Raw genomic sequence first — 14191 nt, forward strand, 5'->3', positions numbered from 1 at the left:
TTCAACCTTTCATTTTTTAGATTTGTCATTTTTAGATTCACGGGGCGAAATCTCTAAAATTAAAAAATTTTGGCATTGTATCGTTTTGGTGCTTAAAGTTGAATTTTTGTGTTAGATTCTGCGATTTTAATTTGATTCGCAGAATCTAATTTTTGTCATTCTTAAGGGAGCGAAGCGACCGAAGAATCTCAAAAAATTATGAAAAGAGATATTTCGCTTCGCTCAATATGACAAACTTCATTAGATTCTGCGATTTTCGTGCGAGATTCTGCGATTCGCAGAATCTCGCAATGACAAAACAGCTTGTCATAATGAACCTTATTCTTGTCATGCTCACGCCACATTTTACCATACCAAACCACTTTCTTGGATAAGCCTTCCCTTTGTCATACTGAGCGAAGCAAAGTATCCAAATACACTATCTATTACACGCTGGTTTATAGCCTAATTTACACGCTTTTTTAAAAAATTGCTTTGATTTATTTTTTGCTATCTTTTTCTCGCTACCTTCGGTATCGTTGGACTTCATAGAATATATAAGCCCTAGCGAGTGGCAAGAAAGCGCATATTTATAGTCGCAACCTTTAGTGTAATATTCTTCTTGTTTGGCTTCATCTGGCTCAAAATAGCGAGGAAGCCAACTAATGTAGTAATAGTGATTTGCTACGGTATGACAAGATGCACCATCTCGCAATGCGCAACCTTTTAGCGCATATTCCGCTGAAAGCTTTATTGCTTCTTTGTCATTGCGAAATTCCCTTTTGTCATAGAAATATGAAACTTCCCTACAGGCAATTTTATCCTGCGCATTGCATTTTTTAATGGCTTCATCTAAATTTGCCTCATTTACCTCGCCAAATAACGCACTTATTGCGATAAAAAATAAAAATACAAGTTTTTTTATAAGACAATCCTTAAAGACTAAAAATATATCTTTGATTTTGCAAACCAAAGATTCTGCGATTATAGCGCAATAAAATATCAATCTATCATCGCAAGGTAATTTTAAAAATTATCAAGTTACGATTTTATGCAAACGCAATTTTAATCATTTGTTTGACAAATCCCACTTCTCATCACACGCCCTGCTATGCCCTAAATCACAGGCTTTTTTAAGCAATTTCTTTGATTTTAACTTCGCTTCATTTTGCTTAATCCCTTGTGATTTATAAAAATTATCATAGTTTATAAGCGCAAGTATGTAGCACGATTGCGCGAATCCATAATCGCAACCTTTGGCAAGATATGCTTCTTTTTTGGCATTATCCGACTTAAAAAAGCGCGGTGAATCGCCATCTGCGTAATGATAGGCTATTTTATAGCACGACTCGCCATCCTTTGCTTCGCATTTTTTAAGCAAAATATCCATATCAGCTTTGCTTATTTCTACTTCGCTTATTTCCGCGCCAAATAGCACATTTATTGCGATAAAAAATATCAAAAATCTTTTCATAAATCCTAAACCTCGCATTTTTTAATTATCGCTTTTAAGCATTCTTTAAGTTTCGCTATGCAATAATTCGCTCGTTTTCTAGGCGGCTTCTTTGTCCGCCACTTTTATTTTTCTGCATAGCAAATCAAATCCTTATCAAAACTAGCGATTAAATCGTTTAGAAAATCCACTATTTTGCTTGGCTCTATGGCAATATATAGATTTGATTTGTATTTGTTTTGAATCTTTACATTTAATCTAGGATAACCTTTATTAGTGATTTTATAGAGATTTTCAAAGTGAAATGCACGATTGCGAATAAGGCGAAATAGCTGTAAAATTGCTTTTGCTTTATGATAATTTTTTAGGCATACATTTGGGTTAAAGCGATTTTTATTTTTCGCACAATACTTTTTCAAATCCAAATCATTCAAAAAATCCATAGCAAAAATTTGATTATGAATCTTATAATGCTCCACCACACGCACCCAAAACCCCAAACTTTGCGATGAGATAATCTTATTGCGATTTGATTCGCTTGGATTTTTTAACTCCAAATCATTTGGTAGCGATTCAAGCCACAGCGGGTTTTGGCGTTGCATAATATTATCAATTCTATTTCGCAAAATGATTTCTAAAATGCCTATTTTATGTGAGATTCTGCGAATAAGGGCTAAATTTGCCTCGTGCTCTGCATAATTTTTATAGCCATTTAGCCTAGCTTGCGAAAACAGAGCGCAAATATTATACATAATTACTCACAAAATCTGCCACATTTTGATTCGATAAATAGTGCCAAATCAAGCAAATTCTGCTCGGCAAAGTGATTGCCAAGTATTTGAATGCCGATGGGGAGATTTTGACTATTTTTTGCGATAGGCACACAAATCGCGGGGATTCCTGCCAAATTCGCGCCGATTGTGTAAATATCACTTAAATACATTTCAAGCGGACTTAATTTTTCGCCTAATTTGGGCGCGACATTTGGCGCAATGGGGCTTAAAATCACATCGACATTTTTAAAAATCTCACTATATTGAAATGCGATTAAATCCCGCACCCGTTGGGCTTTCAAGTAATATGCATCATAATATCCGCTTGATAGCACGAAATTGCCGATTAAGATTCGCCGTTTGACTTCATCGCCAAAGCCTTGTGTGCGCGTTTTTTCGTATAATTCTTTGAGATTTGCGCTATCTTGCGCTCGATTGCCATATCTCACGCCATCAAACCGCGCCAAATTCGCACTTGCTTCTGCCATCGAAGTGATATAATAGCTTGAAATGTGGTAGTTTAAGTCAATCATCGCTACTTCTTTGATTTCGTGTCCTTGCGAATCTAACAAGCGCACCAAATCATCATAAGCCTTGCAAATCTCGCTGTTTGCGTCTTTTAGCTTTAATATGCCTATTTTAAATTTGCGATTTTCATTTAGCGATTCAAAGGTTGCGCTTTGCGAATCGATTTCGGCGCGACTTGTCGAATCCAGCTTGTCGCTCCCTTTGATAAAATCAAACAGCAACGCACAATCGCGCACATCTTGCGTGATAGGACCGATAATATCAAGGCTAGAACTATACGCCACAAGCCCATATCGGCTTACCGCACCATAAGTGGGCTTTAATCCCACGCACCCGCAATATCCCGCAGGCTGGCGAATCGAACCTCCCGTATCGCTCCCAAGTGCCGCCACCGCAATGCCACCAGCCACCGCAGCCGCGCTTCCACCACTGCTTCCGCCCGGTGTGCGCGACAAATCACGGGGATTTTTTGTCGCGCCATAAACGCTTGATTCAGTCGTGCTTCCCATTGCAAATTCGTCCATATTTGCCCTGCCAAAGGGGACGCAATGATTTTTAAGCAGATTTTCAATCGCAGTGGCGTTATATGGCGACTTGTAACCTTTCAAAATCGCGCTTCCACAGGTGATTTCCCAGCCTTTGACATTGATATTGTCTTTGATAAGAATGGGGATGGCATTTGCGCTTGATTTGCTTGAATCGCTTGAATCTAAATCGCTTGATTCGCCAAAATCGCCCAAATCTAGCGATGATTCATCAATGATATAAGCATTTAGTGGCGAATCTTTGGCATTTTTGGCGATAGTGGATTTTAGCTCTTTTAGCGCGTCTTTGGGGAGTTTTAGGGCTTCTCGTAGTTTTATCATTTTTTACGCTCCAAAAATCATTAAAAAATTATTAAAAAATTTTGGCATTATAGCGAAAATATATTAGATTCTGCGAAATCGCAGAATCTTGCGGTAGATTCTGCAAAAATATTTAGATTCTGCGATTCGCAGAATCACACCACCGCTTTGTTTTGCCATTTGCGACTTTTCCAGCGATATGCGTTGCAAAGTCCGCGTAGCCACTCATCAGCGCAAAATCCTATCCAAATCCCCACGATTCCAAGCCCAAAGTGAAAGCATAGCGCATATCCCACAGGGAGCGAGACGCCAAGCATAAAGACTATTCCAGCGAAAAATGGGAATTTTGCGTCTCCACTTGCGCGAAGCGAATTTACCATTACGATATTGAATGTCCGCCCGATTTCAAGGACGATTGAGAGTGTGAAAAGTGGCAACATTATCGCGCGGAGTGCCGAATCTAACCCCAATCTATCCATTATAAAATGTTTGCCTACAAAAAATGTGATGACTACGATGAAAGTCGCCATTATGCTTAAATATAGCACCCGCCAAGTGTGCTTGTAGGCGATTTCTAAATAATGTGCGCCGACTAATTTGCCGATGATGATTTCATTTGCGATTGAAAATGCCTGTCCTGTGAGCATTATCAGCATTGAGATTTGAAAATAAATCGTCTGCACACTCGCATTTTCCGCACCTAGCGAATATACAAAGCTTAGCGCAATAGTGTATTGCACAATCCATATTAGATTTTCCCCCGCGCTAAATGAGCCGATTCGCAGGACTTTTGACAAAACTTCACGCTCGAATCTAAAAAGTTGCTTAAAATAAATTTTTATTTTTAGCTTAAAGATTATCACACATAGCAAGATTAGCATCGCTACCACGCGCCCGATGATTGTAGCAAGTCCTACGCCCCAAAGCTCCCAATCTGTGTGATTTAGCGTGTAATAATTGCAACAAACCGAAATGATATTCATCACAAGGCTAGTTAGCGTAACAAAACTCGCCATATTATACACACGCACGATTGAGGCAAATACAATGCCAAGCGCGTCAAAAAAGAGGCAGATTCCTAGCATTTTTAGGTAAATGTGCGCTTGTTCAAACTGCGTTTGCGGGACATTTAGGCGGGTAAGCAAAAAATCGCCCTGCGTTAGGATTATAATGCCACATATTAGCCCCAAAAGTGCGTTTAAAAAAAGGCTTTGGTGCATTGCCTTTGAAGCTAAATTCGCGTCCTTTGCGCCGATAGCTTGTGCGATAACCACGCTACAACCCACGCTTAAAAAGCTAAAAATGGTGATAAATAAATCCAGCACTTGATTTCCCGCGCCCATCGAGCCGACAAGGTAGCTTGAATGCTTTGAAACCATATAAGTGTTTAGCATTAGGCTTAAATAGCGCAAAAACATTTCAAAAAATATGGGGATAGCAAGTGCGCGAATCGATAATCGTTTTGACAAAAAAATCCTTTTTTGGCGAAATTTTGTGAAAATAAAAGTGGGATTTTAGCAGATTCTGCGATTAGATTCTGCGAAAATCGCAGAATCTCGCGAAAATTTATATTAGATTCTGCGAAAAATTATATTAGATTCTGCGGAAATCGCAGAATCTTGCATTTTTATGGATAATTTTGCTATATTTTTAAATATATTTCGCTTTAAGTGAAATATCGAAATTTAAATCAAAAGGACGGGCGATGAAAAAGCTACTTTTAATCGCATTTTTGGCAGTTTTTGCAAATGCGGAGGACATAATGGTTTTGGCGGCGGCAAGTTTGAAATTCGTGCTTGAAGACATAAAAGCCGAATTTTTAAAGGATAGAGTAGGCGATAAAATAGAAGTCAGCTACATCGCCTCAGGCAAGGCATATAATCAAATCATAAACGGCTCTCCCGCGCAGTTTTTTATCGCGGCAGACACGGGCTATACGCAAAAACTCTACGATGAAAAGCGCACTAGCGACAAACCTACGAATTATGTCAAAGGCAAACTTGTGCTTGTGAGCTATGATAAGAGTTTGAAAATCGATTCGCTAGATATTTTAAAAGATAGCAAAATCAAAAAAATCGCGCTCCCAAATCCCAAACTTGCCCCTTACGGCGTGGCTGGTGAGCAATCACTGCAAAAATCAAAGCTGTATGATGCAGTGAAAGGCAAACTTGTTTTGGGCGAATCTATCGGGCAGGCGTATCAGTATATAAAAACGGGTGCAAGTGAAGTGGGCTTTAACGCGCTGTCTATGGTTATCAAAGATAAGGACGCGAATTATTTTGTGGTAGATTCGGCACTTTATGAGCCTATCGCTCAGGCTATGGTTATCACGGATGCGGGGAAAAACTCTAAACTTGCAAAAGATTTTAAGGCGTATATTTTAGGCAAAAAGGCGCAAGAGATTTTCTCATCTTATGGATATGATAAACCTTAAAGCAATTCGTCTCTCACGCAACCTTCGCGGGAGCTTGAAAAATTCTCATTCGATAGGCAATCAGCCTTATCTCAATCGAATTTTTCTGCGCAACCCACGAATCTTGCGCAAGATACTAGAATTGCAGTTTTTAGATTTTGCGGAGGTTTTAAATGAATCGCATTCGCGCTAAAATCGTCAAAATCACCAAAAGTGGCGCAGTCGCGCTAGTAAAATTGCAAAGCATTAAAGGCGATGCGAAATTTACCGCTCTAATGCTTGATTTTCGTGGCAATCTAACACTTGGCAACGAATGCAATGTCATTTTCAAAGAAAGCGAAGTGATGATTGCAACGCTAGATTCGCGTGTGAGTGCGCGGAATTGCTTTCTTTCGCGCATTGTCAAAATCGAATGCGATGAGATTTTTGCGCGAATCTTTTTGGATTTTGAGGGCACTCAAATCACCGCGCTTATCACCAAAGAAGCGAGTTTGGAGCTGAATCTAAAAGTGGGCAAAATCGTGCTGTGGTTTGTAAAATCAAATGAAGTTATGGTAGAGTTTGGGTAAAGATTGATAGTGGTTGAATTGCTTAAAAAAGCCACAAATCTATAAAATACGGCAAATTAAGATTGTGTTTATTTTTTTCTAGTATAATCCCGCCTATGAAAACAAAAGAGCGACTAATCATCAAAAATTTTGGACCCATTGTTAAGGCAACAATCGACATAAAGCCATTTATGGTGTTTATCGGCGAGAGTGGAAGCGGTAAAAGCGTGATTTTAAAGCTATTGTCGCTTTTTCGGTGGATATATAAACAACAGCAATTTTTCTATCTAATGGAAATTTTTACTAAAAGTAAATTAGATTTTGAAACACACATAAACAAGATTCTAAGTGTTGAGATAGAAAATGCTGGTTTGTTAGATTATTTTCAAAAAGGTTGTTTGGCAAACTATGAAATAAATGACATTATTTTTGTTATAGGATATGATGCACAACCGAATTTTGCGTTATCAAGTAAAAGAACTTCCAAAACTATTTCGCTTGAAAAAATAGCCTTTATAACAGATGAGCGACTTATAATACCTACTCTGTTAAACAATAAATCAAGAAATATTATATTTCCATATCATTTAACGAGCACTTATGAGGATTTTAGATTTGCTTTTGATAAACTTAAAAATGGCAACAAACAAATTGCCATACAAACTATGGGCGTGAATCTAAATAGCGAAAAATCTGCTTATGAGGAAAAGATTTTTGTATCACAAGATAATGCTTCATATAAAATTAGTTTGCAAGATTCGTCATCGGGCATTAAATCAGTTGCGGTAGTAGAGGTTATATCAAATTTTTATTCATTTTATTTTGGCGAAAAAGACATAATTGCAAATTTTTTCCTTAAAGTAGTGCCTAATAATTTTGCAAATCTTGTAGATTTAAGTTTTGATAACATAAAACCATCTGCAACGCCAGAAGAATTTATGGGAAGTTTTGTGCAAAACATAACTTCATCGTTTGCTGAAATTAAAAGTTTAAGCACTCGCATTAGTATTTTTATCGAAGAACCTGAATTAAATTTATTTCCAAACGCACAAAAGGCATTAGTAGAGCATTTGGTGCATTCGTGCTTTGAGCCACCAAAGCAGGATAAAAGCAAATCTATTCACATAGCCTTCTCTACCCACAGCCCTTATATGCTTAGTTCGCTAAATTGCCTTTTGTTAGCGCACGAAATTGTCGCCAAAAATCCAAACCTAAAAGATAAAGTCGAATCCATAATCCCAAGCAAATTTTGGATAGATATTAGCAAGTTTGACGCATTCAAAGTCGAAAATGGCGAAGTTTTTAGCATTGTGGATAAAGAGACAAATTTGATTTTAGCTGAAAATATAGATGAAGTTTCGGAGGAAATAGGCGAATCGTTTGACAAACTTTTGGAGTTAGATTCCAAATGAATCCACACAAAGAATTAGTCTGCAAAGAAAATGGTAGAATTTTTAGGCTTTATACGAATGGCATTGCATTTGACAAAATTCAACTTGATGATGGACAAAACGATGAGCGCAAAAAGTGCGATTATTTAATCACAAAACACACAAAAGACATTCAAATTTTTATAGAGTTAAAAGGCAACAAAATCGCAAAAGCCTATCAGCAAATACTTACAAGCTACGAAAATAGAGAAAATATGCAAAGCAAATGCTATGCCGCAATAGTTTGCTCGAAATATCCACAAATTGATTCAACCATTCAAATTCTGCAACGAAAAACGAATCAATTATTTGAAAAGGTTTTTGTAAAAATCAACAAACTTGAAACACAATACAACCTAAGCAACGACACCATAGAAAAAATAAACTAATCATAAAGGTTGCAAATATTATTTACAATCCCATTTCATCTCTAAGGTTTCTATAATTTTCACAGCCTAACTCATCGCCCATATCGCAAGATTGTTTATATAATTGCAATGCTTTATTTTTATCTACCGCTACACCAAATCCATTTGCATACATATACCCTAAATTGCAATAAGCACTAGCAACGCCTAAATCACAAGCCTTTTGATATAACTCTACGGCTTTTTGATAATTTTGATTCACACCAAAACCTTCGTTATACATATATCCTAAATTGCAATAAGCATTAGCATCGCCTAAATCCGCACCTTTTTGATATAACTCTACGGCTTTTTTGTAATCTTGATTCACACCAAATCCTTTGTGATACATATACCCTAAATTATTATAAGCACCACTATCGCCTAAATCACAAGCCTTTTGATATAATTCTACGGCTTTTTCGTAGTTTTGATTTACACCTTGTCCGTTGCGATACATATTACCTAAATTGCAATAAGCCACAGCAACGCCTAAATCACAAGCCTTTTGATAATACTCTACGGCTTTGCTATAATCTTGCGCTATTATGCTGCCCATAATTATACATTACACCAATTATACGATATGCCACACCTTTAAGGGTTTTTATCGCATTTGAATCTAGCTGCAACTCACTACCATCGATATATCTAAAAGTAGATTGCGAATCGCTTTTAGCGCAAAGTGTCTCATAAAATTTTTTGGCATTATGAAAATCTTTGTCCAAATGATAGCAAAGTCCAGCGATATAATACGCCAAAATATCCCCGCTATCCGCACGATAAGCATAATATCCCAAAGCCCTAGATTTATCTGCCCAAGCGCAAATATATTCATAAAATCGCTCTATATATTCTCTATCTTTGTCGATTAGCACATTTTTAAAAAGTGGCAAATTGTCCGTAATATCTAGCAAACTCTTTATCATAAGCAAATCTCCATAAAAGTAAAATTAAGGGCGCAATGTTAGCAAAAATTTGATTAAGATTGTTGTATAATTTGATTTTCAAACCACAAAAGGCACACAAATGCAAAGTGAATTTTTAGAGACGATGGCACTGACATTTAAAATCGCCACCATTACCACGCTGATTTTATTGCCCATAGGCATTATGCTAGGCTACTTTTTGGCATTTTGCAAACGCACTTACGCGCTAGTCATCGAAGTTTTGGTGTGGATGCCACTTGTTTTACCCCCGTCCGTGCTTGGATTTTACCTACTTATCACATTTTCACCACAAAATTTCATCGGCAAATGGCTATTAGAAACATTTGGCATAAAGCTTGTTTTTAGCTTTGAGGGGCTAATTTTGGCGAGTGTGATTTTTTCGATACCATTTATGACAAACCCTATCAAAGATGGCTTTGCAAATCTACCAAAATCTTTAAGCGAGGCGAGTTACACGCTTGGCGCGGGAAAAATGCGGACGCTATTTTGCATTTTGCTCCCAAATATCAAGTCAAACCTAATGCTAGGCGCAATCACAAGTTTCGTGCATACAATCGGAGAATTTGGCGTGGTAATGATGATAGGCGGAAATATCGCAGGTGAGACAAAAGTCGCAAGTATCGCCATTTATGAGGAAGTCGATACGATAAATATGGGACTAGCGCACAAGTATTCATTCACGCTATTTGCGGTGTCATTCGCCCTTTTGCTAGTGATTTTTTTTATAAATAAAAGGTTTGCAAAGTGATTGAGCTTAATATAAAAAAGTCGCTAAATGGCGCAAATGGGGCGATTTTGCTAGATATTGCTACGCAGATTCAGCGCGGGGATTTTATCAGCTTTTTTGGTAAATCAGGCGCGGGGAAAACTACGCTTTTGCGCCTAATCGCAGGGCTTGAAGTGGCGGACTCTGGGCGAATCGTGGTAGATAATGAAGTGTGGTTTGATAGCGAATCTAAAATCAATCTCCCGCCACAACGGCGCAAAATCGGATTCGTATTTCAGGACTACGCGCTGTTTCCGCATTTTAGCGTGTGGAAAAATTTGGCTTTTGCGCTCCCAAACAAGCGCGAATCGCACAAAATCGATGAGATTTTAAGCCTAATGCAGTTAGAAAATCTGCGCGATAAACTCCCACACGAATTAAGCGGTGGGCAAAAACAGCGCGTGGCACTTGCCCGTGTGCTTGTATCAAATGCGCGAATCTTGCTACTTGATGAGCCACTCTCCGCGCTTGATAATGAAATGCGCGTCCTTTTGCAAGATGAGATTATCCGCGCCCATCGGCACTTTGGGCTAACTACGATTTTGGTTAGCCACGATATTAGCGAGATTTTTAAGCTATCAAATCGAATCTTGCGCCTTCAAGAGGGCAAAATCATCAGCGATGGCGATATGAATAGCGTTTTGGGCGCGGATTTTGTGAGTGCGAAGTTTAATTTTAGCGCGAAAATCATCGACATACGGCAAAATGGGCTGATTTTTATTGTGAAAATTTTGGTAAATAATCAAATCGCAACCATTACAATGGGGCGCGAAGCGGGGGATTTCAAAATCGGCGATGAGATTTTTGTCGCAAGTAAGGCGTTTAATCCAATCGTGTTTAAGGTGTGAAAAATACTTCGATTATTCGTAAAAGTGCGCTAGATTCTGCGAATCGCAGAATCTAGCACGAAATTCGCAGAATCTACCACAAAAAATACAAAATTCGCAGAATCTACCGCTAGATTCTGCGAATCAAACAATAATGCGCCAGATTCTGCGAAATTTAAAAAAATTCGCTACAATTCGCATTTTATTTAAAAATTTTAAGGACAGCTTTTTGAAACTAATCATAGTCGAATCCCCCGCAAAAGCGCGGACAATAAAGAATTTTTTGAGTGGCGATTACAAAGTAGTGGCAAGCAAAGGGCACATACGCGACTTGCCAAAAAAGCGATTTGGCATAAAGATTGAGGATAGCTCATTTACCCCAGAATACGAGATTCCCGCCGACCACAAGGACATAGTAAGCGAAATAAAAAAACTTGCCAAAGACGCAAACGCCGTATATATCGCAACAGACGAGGATAGAGAGGGCGAGGCAATCGGCTATCACATCGCCCAAATCATCGACAAAAAGCAATCATTCCCGCGAATCGTATTCCACGAAATTACCAAAAACGCCATTGTCGAATCGCTAAAAAATCCCCGCGAAATCAATTTAGATATGGTAAATGCGCAACAAGCAAGGCGTTTGCTTGATAGAATCGTAGGCTTCAAACTTAGCCCACTTTTAAACCAAAAAATCCAAAAAGGCTTATCCGCAGGGCGAGTTCAAAGCGCGGCACTCAAACTCATAGTCGATAAAGAGCGTGAAATAGCCGACTTTAAGCCTGTGAAATATTTTAGCATTGATGCGATTTTTGGCAAAGATTTAGGCGAATCAAAAGGTAAAAAAAGCGCGGATTCAAGCGACATTGAAGCAATTTTATGCGCATACAGGGGCAAAAAAATCGCAAAGCTAGACTTACAAGATGAAAAATTAGCAAAAGAGATTCAAACCCTTGCGCTAAAATCAACATTTAACATTCAAAATATCGAAAACAAAAGCAAAAAAATCTCCCCGCCACCGCCATTTATGACTTCGACAATGCAGCAAAGCGCATCTAGCAATTTGGGCTTTTCGCCCTCCCGCACGATGCAAATCGCACAAAAGCTCTACGAGGGCGTCCCCACCGACAAAGGCACGATGGGCGTTATCACTTATATGCGAACAGATAGCCTAAATATCGCTAAAATCGCGCAAGATTCGGCACTCAAACTCATTGAGCGCGAATTTGGCAAAGAATATCTCCCGCCAAAACCGCGAATCTACGCAAACAAACAAAAAAACGCCCAAGAGGCGCACGAAGCGATTCGCCCGACAAATTTGGATTTTAGTCCAAGCGTTGCAAAGTCCTACCTTGCGAGTGATGAGCTAAAACTCTACACGCTGATTTACAATCAATTTTTGGCATCTCAAAGCGCGGATGCGAAATTTGATAGCCAAAATATCATTTTTAGCGATAAAAGTGGGGCGATGGATTTTAAGGCAAGTGGCTCAAAGCTTGTGTTTGAGGGATTTTACAAAATTTCTGGTGCGAAAAATAAAGATAAGATTTTGCCGCCTTTATCTGTGGGAGATGGCGCGAATCTCAAACAATGCGACATAAACGCGCACGAAACCGAGCCTCCGCCACGATTTAACGAAGCGTCCTTAATCAAAACGCTAGAAGGGCTTGGTATCGGGCGTCCTAGCACTTATGCGCCCACAATCACTCTGCTAAAAAACCGCGAATATATTAAGGTAGAAAAAAAGCAGATTTTTGCCACAGAGATTAGCTTTGTGGTGGTGGATATGCTAAAAGAGCATTTTTTGGAGATTGTTGATTCGAGCTTTACAGCACGGCTTGAAGAGAAGTTAGACTTAATCGCAGAATCTAAATTGCAATGGGAGCGTGTGCTGTGGGAGTTTTATGAAAATTTTGAAGCACAAATCGCAAAAGGCAAAAGCAATATCGCTTCATTAAAGCAAAACACACCCACAGGCGAATCTTGCCCAGAGTGTGGCAAAGAGCTAGTAAAGCGCAAAAGCAAATTTGGCGAATTTGTCGGGTGTAGCGGCTATCCCAAATGCAAATACATTAAGAGAGATGAATCAAGTGGCGATTCAAATGGCAAATCAGATGATTCAAGCGAATCTAGCGATGAATTTGGCGTTTGTGAAAAATGTGGCAAAGCGATGATTAAAAAAATCGGGCGAAACGGCGCGTTTTTGGCGTGTAGTGGCTATCCAAACTGCAAAAATACCAAATCACTTGGCGCGAAAAAAGAGCGCAAAGTAATCGAAGGCGTGAAATGCCCCAAATGCGGAGGCGACATTGTAGAGCGCATTTCAAGGCGTGGAAAATTCTATGGTTGCGGGAATTACCCCAAATGCAAATTTGTAAGCAATGGCGAACCTACCGCCAAAAAGTGCGAATCCTGCGACAACAAGGGCGAAAACAAAGGAATGTTAGCCTTAAAAGAAACCAAAACCAAAAAATATTTGGAATGTTTGGATTGCAAAAAGAAAGTGAGTTTGCAAAAAGAAAGCTGATTTGGGAAAAGATTGAGTGCAAGATTAAAGGCAAATTAGGATTTTAAAGCGGGGCGTAAATGCGGGATTCTAAACATATTAGCAAAGATAGGCTTTGTGCGCTATTTTCACAAGCTAGATTGCGTGGCTATGTGGATTGCGCCGAACACGAAGCAAATCTCGCGCTTATTGGCAAAATCTCACATAAAATAGGGATTTTAGAGATTATCTTGCGAAATAGCATTGATGGCATTATAAAAGCGCAAAATCCGCTATGGCTTGAATCTTTGCCTTTGGAGCTAAAAATGCCAAAAGAGATAAATTCTACGCGCGATAAAATCGTATCACTTCAAAGTTTGGGATTTTGGGTGCGCGTAGTGGAGCATTATAGGATTCATAATCGCATATTTGGCGTGGAATTTTTGGATAATTTGGATTTGAGAAAATATTATGAGAAAAATAAAGATTCGTTTAAATCAAAGCATAATCGCATAATGCGTCATCATAAAGTTAGTGCGATTTTGCAACTTTTGCGGTTGATACGAAATCGTGCATTTCATTTTGAAAATCTCTATAAATTCACTGAAAACGGCTATCCTAGACTAAATGTCAAAATTACAAACAAATACAAAGAAAGCGTGTATATCGCCATTTGTCCAAATAAAATCATAACATTTCTTAATGACTTAATCGCTAACTTTGATAAGGATTTGATTTATTATGCAGAAAATACGGAGTTGGTGGCAAGTGCCACCTAGAAAACGAG

General features: G+C 38.7%; 17 protein-coding genes. 9 read left to right on the top strand and 8 right to left on the bottom strand.

What is annotated here, in order from left to right; genetic code table 11:
• Positions 1-188: 188 nt before the first annotated feature.
• From ACWIUE_RS08545 to ACWIUE_RS08570, 6 genes are all read right to left on the bottom strand, one after another.
• Positions 189-362 carry a hypothetical protein gene (locus tag ACWIUE_RS08545; protein ID WP_454136306.1) on the bottom strand — a complete coding sequence of 58 codons (174 nt, stop codon included), beginning with the start codon at positions 360-362 and terminating at the stop codon, positions 189-191.
• A gap of 56 nt (positions 363-418) precedes the next feature.
• Positions 419-985: a hypothetical protein gene (locus tag ACWIUE_RS08550; protein ID WP_454136307.1), complete on the bottom strand. Its 567-nt coding sequence runs from the start codon at positions 983-985 to the stop codon at positions 419-421.
• Between the two features lie 63 nt (positions 986-1048).
• Positions 1049-1453 (bottom strand): hypothetical protein, encoded by a 405-nt coding sequence (locus ACWIUE_RS08555; RefSeq protein WP_454136308.1) that lies wholly within the window; start codon positions 1451-1453, stop codon positions 1049-1051.
• Positions 1454-1557: 104 nt separating this feature from the next.
• On the bottom strand, positions 1558-2184 hold the full coding sequence (locus ACWIUE_RS08560; protein WP_454136309.1) for a hypothetical protein: 627 nt from the start codon (positions 2182-2184) through the stop codon (positions 1558-1560).
• 2 nt (positions 2185-2186) lie between these two features.
• A complete protein-coding gene (gene gatA, locus ACWIUE_RS08565) occupies positions 2187-3599 on the bottom strand; it encodes an Asp-tRNA(Asn)/Glu-tRNA(Gln) amidotransferase subunit GatA (RefSeq protein ID WP_454136310.1) in 1413 nt (470 codons plus the stop codon).
• Between the two features lie 134 nt (positions 3600-3733).
• A complete protein-coding gene (locus ACWIUE_RS08570; protein ID WP_454136311.1) occupies positions 3734-5047 on the bottom strand; it encodes an MATE family efflux transporter in 1314 nt (437 codons plus the stop codon).
• 12 nt (positions 5048-5059) lie between these two features.
• Here ACWIUE_RS08570 and ACWIUE_RS08575 point away from each other — a divergent pair, with 12 nt between their 5' ends.
• The 5 genes from ACWIUE_RS08575 to ACWIUE_RS08595 all read left to right on the top strand — a co-directional run bounded on the left by ACWIUE_RS08575 (position 5060) and on the right by ACWIUE_RS08595 (position 8358).
• On the top strand, positions 5060-5215 hold the full coding sequence (locus tag ACWIUE_RS08575; protein WP_454136312.1) for a hypothetical protein: 156 nt from the start codon (positions 5060-5062) through the stop codon (positions 5213-5215).
• A 68-nt stretch (positions 5216-5283) separates the two neighbouring features.
• The gene (gene modA / locus ACWIUE_RS08580) at positions 5284-6012 is read left to right on the top strand and encodes a molybdate ABC transporter substrate-binding protein (RefSeq protein ID WP_454136313.1); all 729 of its coding nucleotides are present in this window, start codon (positions 5284-5286) and stop codon (positions 6010-6012) included.
• A gap of 152 nt (positions 6013-6164) precedes the next feature.
• Positions 6165-6560: a TOBE domain-containing protein gene (locus tag ACWIUE_RS08585; protein WP_454136314.1), complete on the top strand. Its 396-nt coding sequence runs from the start codon at positions 6165-6167 to the stop codon at positions 6558-6560.
• 62 nt (positions 6561-6622) lie between these two features.
• Positions 6623-7951: an ATPase/DNA packaging protein gene (locus ACWIUE_RS08590; RefSeq protein WP_454136315.1), complete on the top strand. Its 1329-nt coding sequence runs from the start codon at positions 6623-6625 to the stop codon at positions 7949-7951.
• Positions 7948-8358, top strand: coding sequence for a hypothetical protein (locus tag ACWIUE_RS08595; protein ID WP_454136316.1), 411 nt, complete (start codon positions 7948-7950; stop codon positions 8356-8358). Before ACWIUE_RS08590 ends, ACWIUE_RS08595 begins: the two co-directional genes overlap by 4 nt.
• 22 nt (positions 8359-8380) lie before the next feature.
• Here ACWIUE_RS08595 and ACWIUE_RS08600 read toward each other — a convergent pair whose 3' ends face one another.
• The gene (locus tag ACWIUE_RS08600; RefSeq protein WP_454136317.1) at positions 8381-8935 is read right to left on the bottom strand and encodes a tetratricopeptide repeat protein; all 555 of its coding nucleotides are present in this window, start codon (positions 8933-8935) and stop codon (positions 8381-8383) included.
• Positions 8907-9305, bottom strand: a complete 399-nt coding sequence (locus ACWIUE_RS08605; RefSeq protein WP_454136318.1) for a hypothetical protein — start codon at positions 9303-9305, stop codon at positions 8907-8909. The genes ACWIUE_RS08600 and ACWIUE_RS08605 overlap by 29 nt, the downstream gene beginning before the upstream one ends.
• Before the next feature lie 100 nt (positions 9306-9405).
• On the opposite strand from ACWIUE_RS08605, the gene modB reads away from it, so the two are divergent.
• The 4 genes from modB (at position 9406) to ACWIUE_RS08625 (ending at position 14183) form a co-directional block, all read left to right on the top strand.
• Positions 9406-10074, top strand: coding sequence for a molybdate ABC transporter permease subunit (gene modB, locus ACWIUE_RS08610; protein ID WP_454136319.1), 669 nt, complete (start codon positions 9406-9408; stop codon positions 10072-10074).
• Positions 10071-10940, top strand: a complete 870-nt coding sequence (locus ACWIUE_RS08615) for an ABC transporter ATP-binding protein (protein WP_454136320.1) — start codon at positions 10071-10073, stop codon at positions 10938-10940. The genes modB and ACWIUE_RS08615 overlap by 4 nt, the downstream gene beginning before the upstream one ends.
• 133 nt (positions 10941-11073) lie before the next feature.
• On the top strand, positions 11074-13446 hold the full coding sequence (gene topA / locus ACWIUE_RS08620) for a type I DNA topoisomerase (RefSeq protein WP_454136321.1): 2373 nt from the start codon (positions 11074-11076) through the stop codon (positions 13444-13446).
• 59 nt (positions 13447-13505) lie between these two features.
• Positions 13506-14183: a hypothetical protein gene (locus tag ACWIUE_RS08625; RefSeq protein WP_454136322.1), complete on the top strand. Its 678-nt coding sequence runs from the start codon at positions 13506-13508 to the stop codon at positions 14181-14183.
• Positions 14184-14191: the final 8 nt, after the last annotated feature.

The organism is Helicobacter sp. 23-1045, from assembly GCF_053654655.1.